Here is a 6,515-nt window from a genome sequence, read left to right on the forward strand (position 1 = left end):
TATTATGAAAGGCTAATCCGGAGCCCGAAAGATGAATGGTTTCGTAAAAACAAAATGTGGGGAGACCTGGAAAGCGAGCCGGATTCCGGAGAGTTGCACATTGCCGGATGTGAGATTGTGGCAATTTATTTGAAAGGGACGTGCAAATGAAAGGGACGTGCAAATGAAGGCGTTTGAGGATGCAAAGGGGAGGCGATGGGAGCTGTCGCTGACAATCGGCTCGGCCAAAAGGGTTCTGGAAAAACTCGGTGTCAATCTGCTCGAGCCCGAAGGAGGGGAGCCGCCCCTCCTGACGCGGCTGGGAGCGGACGCGATGCTGCTTTGCGATGTCCTGTACGTGCTGTGTGAGCCGCAGGCGGAAAAGAACGCTGTAAGCGATATCGACTTCGGCGAGTCGCTCGGCGGGGATGCAATACGAGAAGCGATGCAGGCATTCTACGAGGAACTTATCTATTTTTTCCAGCAAAGCGGCAGACCGGATCGAGCAAAGATGGTGCAAAAACAGAGGGAAATGATTCGGCTTGCCGTGCAGAACGCAGAGGGGCTTGTGGACAGGATCGACACCCAAAACGAGGTTCTGAAAGCGTTTGGGCTGGCGTCTGGAAGCTCGCAGGGGTAATCGGGGTAAATCCACTACCGCTGACCTTGCGGGAATTGGTCTGGATGTCGGAGGGCCGATTCGAAAGCCAGTGGGCGCATACAAGCAGCATAATGGCACTGATTGCCAATGTGAACCGCGATCCCAAAAAGGGGAGAGTGTTTACACCGGATGATTTCAATCCGTATGCCCGAAAGAAAACCGACCGAGTGATTGAGATTAGCAAAAGTAATATTGGTTTGATGCGTCGAGCGTTTACAGGGAAGGACTGATTCTGTGGCTGGTCAGGCAGGTGCAATTCGAGCGGGAAGGGCCTATGTCGAGCTGTTTGCCGACAACAGCCGCTTTGTGGCTGGGCTGCGGGCCGCCGAAAGCCAGCTGCGGGCCTTTGGCTCCAAAATCCAGGGGATAGGGGCTGCCATGGCGGCGTTCGGCTCTGCTGCTCTTGCCCCTTTTGCCGTTTCAACCGGCATTTATAAGGGCTTTGAAGATGTGATGCTGGCCGTACAGGCGACCTCAGGGGCGACGGCGGAAGAATATGAACGGCTGACGGAGAAGGCCAAATCTCTTGGCATGACAACATCGTTTACGGCCCAGCAGGTTGCCTCTGGGATGCTGAACCTTGCCAGGGCTGGGTTTTCCGTCAAGGAGATTGACAACTCGATAGATTCCATCCTGAACCTTGCCAGGGCAACCGGCACCGACTTGTCTGAGGCGACCGATATTGCGGCGTCCACCCTTCGGTCATTTGGGATGGAAGCAAGTGAGATGCAGCGGATTGCCGACGTGCTGACTGCCACGGCGAACCGTTCGGCCCAGACGCTGTCCGATCTTGGGGAGGCCATGAAATACGCCGCCCCGACGGCATTGGATTTTGGGCTGACGGTGGAGGATGTAGCAAAGGCCCTTGGGACACTGGCAAACTTCGGCATAAAGGGATCCATGGCCGGCACGGCCTTCCGAAACATCATGCTCCGAATGTCCGACCCGAAAATTATCAAGAAACTCAAGGAGCTCGGCGTTGTCGTAAAAGACAGCAGCGGCGGGTTTCGAAACCTTGCGGATATTATGAGAGACCTTGGGGCAGCGACAAAAGACATGGGGGATGTCGAACGCTTAAGCATTTTGAATGAACTTTTTGGTGTGCGGGCCATTGGAGCAGGGGCCAAACTGACAACAGCACAGTTTGATGAACTGATTGAGGCGATTGACAATGCTGCCGGCACGGCGGCGAAAACCGCAAAGGTGATGGATAGCGGGCTTGGCGGGGCCTTACGGCGTATGTTTTCTGCTTTCGAGGGGATTGCTGTTGCCATTGGAAGGGCAATCTCCAAGCCGCTGTCCATTGCAGCGGACGTGATTGCCGCAATCAGCAAGAGAATTATTGAGCTTGTTGATGAACATCGAGTATTGGTCGCTGTGAGCGGTGCCGCCGCCGCTGCAATCGTTGCAACCGGTATGGCTTTGGTTGGGCTTGGGATAGCGTTTAAGGTGGCGGCTTTCGCCTTGGGAACCGTGCGTGTGCTGATAACCGCACTGCTGCTGCCGTTTAAGGCCCTCTCTGTCGTCTTTGCTATGCTTGCCTCGCCCATAGGGCTGACGGTTGCCGCCCTTGGCGGATTGACGGGGGCCCTTCTGTACACAAGCGGGGCCGGCGGCAAGGCAATCTCATTTTTGTCGTCGAAGTTTTCCGATCTGAAATCGGCCGCCATTGAGGCGTGGGAGGGCATAGCTGCGGCCTACGCAAAGGGGGATCTTGGGCTGGCGATGAGGATTGCCTGGCTGACAATCAAAATGGAGTTTGAGGAGGGGATAAATGAGATTCGCAAAAAGTGGGTTGATTTCAGGTTCTGGTTTGCGGAAATAGCGTATGATGCGTTTTATGGAGCGTTGGCGGCCTGGGAAATTGTGCAGCATGGGATTGTGGTTGGGATGATTGAGGCGGCGGCGGCGGCAACAAATGCATGGGATACGTTTGTGTCGTGGTGGAAGAAAGCCATCGAAGGAACCGCCATGGCCCTGGCCAAGGTCTACAACTGGATGATGTCTCTGGTTGATAGAAACTGGGACAGTGAGGCGTTTGCAAGCGGCTTGAATGAAGAGTTGCAGGGTGGCCTTGAAAAAATAGACATTGAACTGGAGGAAAAAAAGAAAGAGACAGAGAGCAGAAGGCAGCAAATGCGAGATCAGGCGGGGGGAGATTATGAAACAGCCCTGGAGGACATTGCGAGAGAAAGACTGAAAACAGGTGAGTACATAGAGGCCGCACATCAGGAGGAGGTAGAGAAAATCGCAGAAAAACTGAAGGAGGCCAAAAGGGAATGGGAGGAGGCAGTGAAACAGGCAAAAGAGGTAAGCAAGGGGGAAGAAATTGAACCGCCGAAACAGGCTGCGTTCGACGCTGCCCAATCTGCACGGGCACAGGTCAGGGATATGCTGGAGGGTGCAACGGCCAGGGGAACCTTCTCCAGTGCCGCCCTGTACGGGCTTGGAGCCGGCGGGGTGGCGCAGAGAATTGCCGAGGCAACCGCAGAAACCGCCCGCAACACCAGAAAAATAGCGGAAAACACAGAAGAAGGCGCTGCGTTTTTGTGATTGAACGGAAAAAAACAAGATGACCATAAGCGTTAAAGAACTGTTGGCCGGCTCCAGGGATGTCCAGCTTGGATACAATCCGAGGGCTGTCTTGCGGTATGTTATCAGGGGAACCGAGAGCGAGAGCGAGGCCCTCAGTGCTCTGCTGGCCGAATCTCCTTATCTCTTCAATGAAATACCGCGGCTTACCTGGCAGGTTTCCGCTGTAACTGATGAGATGTGGTACGGGGAGGTGCGGTACGGATACGTCAGCAAGCACGGCACAGGAGCAAAAATATATCAATTCGATACCGGAGGAGGCACACAGCATATCACCCAATCCATTGCAACGGTTGCACGCTATGCACGGCCTGGCTATACGCCCCCAAACTTTCAGGGGGCTATCGGGGTTTCACGAAATAATATCGAAGGGGTCGATATTGCGGTGCCCGTTTACAATTTCGGGCTGGTAAACTACGAGAGCGATGCCGCTGTTAGCGAGGCATACAAGCAGGTACTTTACAACCTTACCGGAAAGGTCAATCAGGCGTCGTGGAACGGCTATAACGCCGGTGAGGTGCTTTTTCTTGGGGCCTGCGGCTCGATGCGAAAAGGCGGCGACTGGGAAATCACCTACCGGTTTGCCGCCAGCCCAAACCGGACGGACATCACCATTGGAGACATCACGGGGATCACCAAGAAGGGCTGGGAGTACCTGTGGGTACAGTATGTTGACGAAGAGGATGCTTCTGCCGGCTCGATGATCAAGCGTCCGCATTCTGTGCATATCGAGCAGGTCTATGAGTACGGGGATTTCAGCCGGCTGCACGTATGATGGAAAAAAGAAAATGGAAATACTGCTGCCAGCACCATGAAGACCGAATTGCCGCTGTTAGCGTTTACGATATACCCTTGTGCTGGGAATGCTATCTCGGAAGGGAAAGGTTTGTCATTTAGTTCGGTGAAAACTTTTACAAGGACGCAGACGAGGTGAAAAATGCTTGAAACATCCATCGGAAAGGTCAAGATCGGCGATCCCTTGCGGATCTCGACGGCGGCCTATAATGCCTTTGTTGATGCAGCCATGGCCCACCGCTCCCAGCAGCACGGGATGGCCGGCAGACAGGAACCGTTCTTTCTGGATGGGCGAAACCTGGTGCGTGTGAAGAATACCAGCGATGCCGCGGTCGGGCAGTTTGGGATTCTTGGGGTCGATGGGGTGATCTTCGAGCCGTCCGGCAATTTGACCATGTTCAAACAGGAGGTAGCCCTTTTGGGCGGCACGCCGGCTGTGAGCGCTCATAGTTCCGGCAGGTTTGTGGTGTGTGCCGAACCGATAGACAGCGGTCGTATCGGGCTGGCGTGGGGGGCTGGGGTATGCCTGGCCCAGATCAATGTTGGAGACGAAAGCCATCGATTCGCCGACATTGCAGAGGGGGATTCTGCATGCCTGGCAAGCAGCAGTTCCGGGCCCTGTACAATCCTGTGGAAAGAATCTGGAACCGGACAAAAATGGGCTGTAATCCGATTCGGCGGCAGTGGCGGCGGCGGCGACAAGCCGGAATGTTTCCTGCTGACCGACCTATCCCAAAATCCCATGCAGGGTACGCATAAGATCCTTGGAGAAGGATGGGTCTGGGTGGATGGATCGTATGGCTCGGTGCAAATCCTTTGCCATCCGGCATCGCAGCTGGATAATTACCGCCTTTCATACGTATGGGCCCAGAAAGTCAGCGGAATCTGGGTGGCTGCCGAAATGACCAATATTCCATTTTATATTTGCAGCAGTTAGTAAGGAGGGGCTATGATAAAGATATACGGCTGTTATGACAAAGATTATGGCACCCTGAAACGCCTCCGGCCGCGCGTTGCCTGCCCCTGCCCCAATTATTTAGATCGAATCGGATGCTTCGTCATTGACCAAGTCCGGATTCCATACATCAATTTTGGATTGTATTACGATACAGGACTCTTTGAAGGGTGCCCGTCAGGGGTCATTGGCTGCGAAGAAGTAGTCGATGGTGTCGTGAAGCCTGTCTTTGAAATCGAGGGCTTCGATTCTATCGAAGACCTGATTGCTCACTGCTGCAATCCATTTAAGGATTGTCAGGTCTGCCGGTGGCCCCAGAAAATCCCGGATTTTGTAAAAGTCACCTTCAGCGGGATTGAGTTCTGCGGGCCCTGCATCAAGGCAATGGATTCAATTCATTCGGTTCATCTGCCGCTCTCTGGCCTGCTGAATGGGGCGTTCCTTCTGAGCCGCTCTGTCTTCTTTTCCCCTCTCTGTGCCTGGGAACTGTGCCTGAATGTCTCCGTCCCCTGGACACGATATACGGACTCCACCTGTTCTGGTGAGGTTTACAGCAGCGGAACTTTGACCAAGTTCCAGATCCTCTTGTGGCTTACTTCGGACACTAATAAGATGATGATCAGCATGAAGATCGGAAAGGGATTTTCCGGAATGGGAACGAGGACGACGGCAATCCTGTTCGAAGGGGCCAGACCCCTCACATCCCCCAGGCCCCGATGCATCAATACCGATGTCTCTGTCCAGAACAGCCAGACGTATTGTTATTTCCACGTGAACCCAAACAACACCTATCCCAAACGCCTCGGAATCAATGGGACGGCCTATGTGGAATACGTCGATGGCGAGCCCTACCCCGCCTGGACCGTATCGAAAGACTACCACGTCGGCGATGGTGTCTCGGTCAGCGGTGTACACTATGTCTGCTATACCGCACATATCTCAGACATGACCAATCGGCCTCAGACCGGTCCTGACTGGCCATTGTACTGGTATGAGGCAGCCGACACTTGCGAATATCTATAATGGACATAGATGTAATCCATAACAAAGAGGACAGAAAGAGATTCTGTGATTCCTTCACCGGCGGGCGGATGTGCCAGGTCATCGGGCTGATTGTCCCGAAGTTCTTCTGTGTAAAAGTCTGTCATGGCAGACCAGAAGAAGTCAACTTCCCCCCGGAAATCAAACGTAATATCGAGCGGTATCAGCAGCGGCAGATGATTAATCTGCAGGGACAGAGTGCTCCTGAGCTGACCCCCATCAAATCATTTCGGGATTATTGCTTGACCTGTCCCGGGCCAAGCGGGAGGCATCAAGATGAGCGGGATACGTTTTTCAGGGCCTGCTCGGTCTGCCTGCTGCTCGGAATCAAACCCGATGGAACCCGGCAGAATCTGCAAGAATGGTGGGCCTCCGGCGGGGCCTGTCCGCTGGGCCACTGGCCGCCGAAGGAGAAAAGATGGCCGGAAACGCAGCCGCCGGGATCTAATCTGTCCAAATAGGCCGGGCCGTATTGCTTAGAAAACATCTCCA

At 54.1% G+C, this 6,515-nt stretch carries 7 protein-coding genes; all 7 read left to right on the forward strand.

Going from position 1 to position 6,515, the window contains the following annotated elements:
- The first annotated feature begins 163 nt into the window (after positions 1 to 163).
- The 7 genes from PKY88_13120 to PKY88_13150 all read left to right on the forward strand — a co-directional run bounded on the left by PKY88_13120 (position 164) and on the right by PKY88_13150 (position 6,484).
- Entirely contained in the window at positions 164 to 619 is a 456-nt protein-coding gene (locus PKY88_13120) for a hypothetical protein (protein ID HOQ06141.1), read from the forward strand.
- Positions 620 to 663: 44 nt separating this feature from the next.
- Positions 664 to 870, forward strand: coding sequence for a hypothetical protein (locus PKY88_13125; GenBank protein HOQ06142.1), 207 nt, complete (start codon positions 664 to 666; stop codon positions 868 to 870).
- A gap of 4 nt (positions 871 to 874) precedes the next feature.
- Positions 875 to 3,193, forward strand: coding sequence for a phage tail tape measure protein (locus tag PKY88_13130; protein ID HOQ06143.1), 2,319 nt, complete (start codon positions 875 to 877; stop codon positions 3,191 to 3,193).
- A 19-nt stretch (positions 3,194 to 3,212) separates the two neighbouring features.
- Positions 3,213 to 4,007 (forward strand): hypothetical protein, encoded by a 795-nt coding sequence (locus PKY88_13135; GenBank protein ID HOQ06144.1) that lies wholly within the window; start codon positions 3,213 to 3,215, stop codon positions 4,005 to 4,007.
- A 162-nt stretch (positions 4,008 to 4,169) separates the two neighbouring features.
- A complete protein-coding gene (locus tag PKY88_13140) occupies positions 4,170 to 4,964 on the forward strand; it encodes a hypothetical protein (protein HOQ06145.1) in 795 nt (264 codons plus the stop codon).
- Positions 4,965 to 4,976: 12 nt separating this feature from the next.
- Entirely contained in the window at positions 4,977 to 6,005 is a 1,029-nt protein-coding gene (locus tag PKY88_13145) for a hypothetical protein (GenBank protein ID HOQ06146.1), read from the forward strand.
- The gene (locus tag PKY88_13150) at positions 6,005 to 6,484 is read left to right on the forward strand and encodes a hypothetical protein (protein ID HOQ06147.1); all 480 of its coding nucleotides are present in this window, start codon (positions 6,005 to 6,007) and stop codon (positions 6,482 to 6,484) included. Before PKY88_13145 ends, PKY88_13150 begins: the two co-directional genes overlap by 1 nt.
- The last annotated feature ends 31 nt before the right edge of the window (positions 6,485 to 6,515 follow it).

The sequence above is a fragment of the Anaerohalosphaeraceae bacterium genome (genome assembly GCA_035378985.1).
In the GTDB taxonomy this organism is placed as follows: Bacteria; Planctomycetota; Phycisphaerae; order Sedimentisphaerales; family Anaerohalosphaeraceae; genus JAHDQI01.

What these genes read in the sequence shown, in the direction of transcription:
- PKY88_13120 (HOQ06141.1), top strand. Translation starts at nt 164, where the DNA reads ATGAAGGCGTTTGAGGATGCAAAGGGGAGGCGATGGGAGCTGTCGCTG.
- PKY88_13125 (HOQ06142.1), top strand. Translation starts at nt 664, where the DNA reads ATGTCGGAGGGCCGATTCGAAAGCCAGTGGGCGCATACAAGCAGCATA.
- PKY88_13135 (HOQ06144.1), top strand. Translation starts at nt 3,213, where the DNA reads ATGACCATAAGCGTTAAAGAACTGTTGGCCGGCTCCAGGGATGTCCAG.
- PKY88_13140 (HOQ06145.1), top strand. Translation starts at nt 4,170, where the DNA reads ATGCTTGAAACATCCATCGGAAAGGTCAAGATCGGCGATCCCTTGCGG.
- PKY88_13145 (HOQ06146.1), top strand. Translation starts at nt 4,977, where the DNA reads ATGATAAAGATATACGGCTGTTATGACAAAGATTATGGCACCCTGAAA.
- PKY88_13150 (HOQ06147.1), top strand. Translation starts at nt 6,005, where the DNA reads ATGGACATAGATGTAATCCATAACAAAGAGGACAGAAAGAGATTCTGT.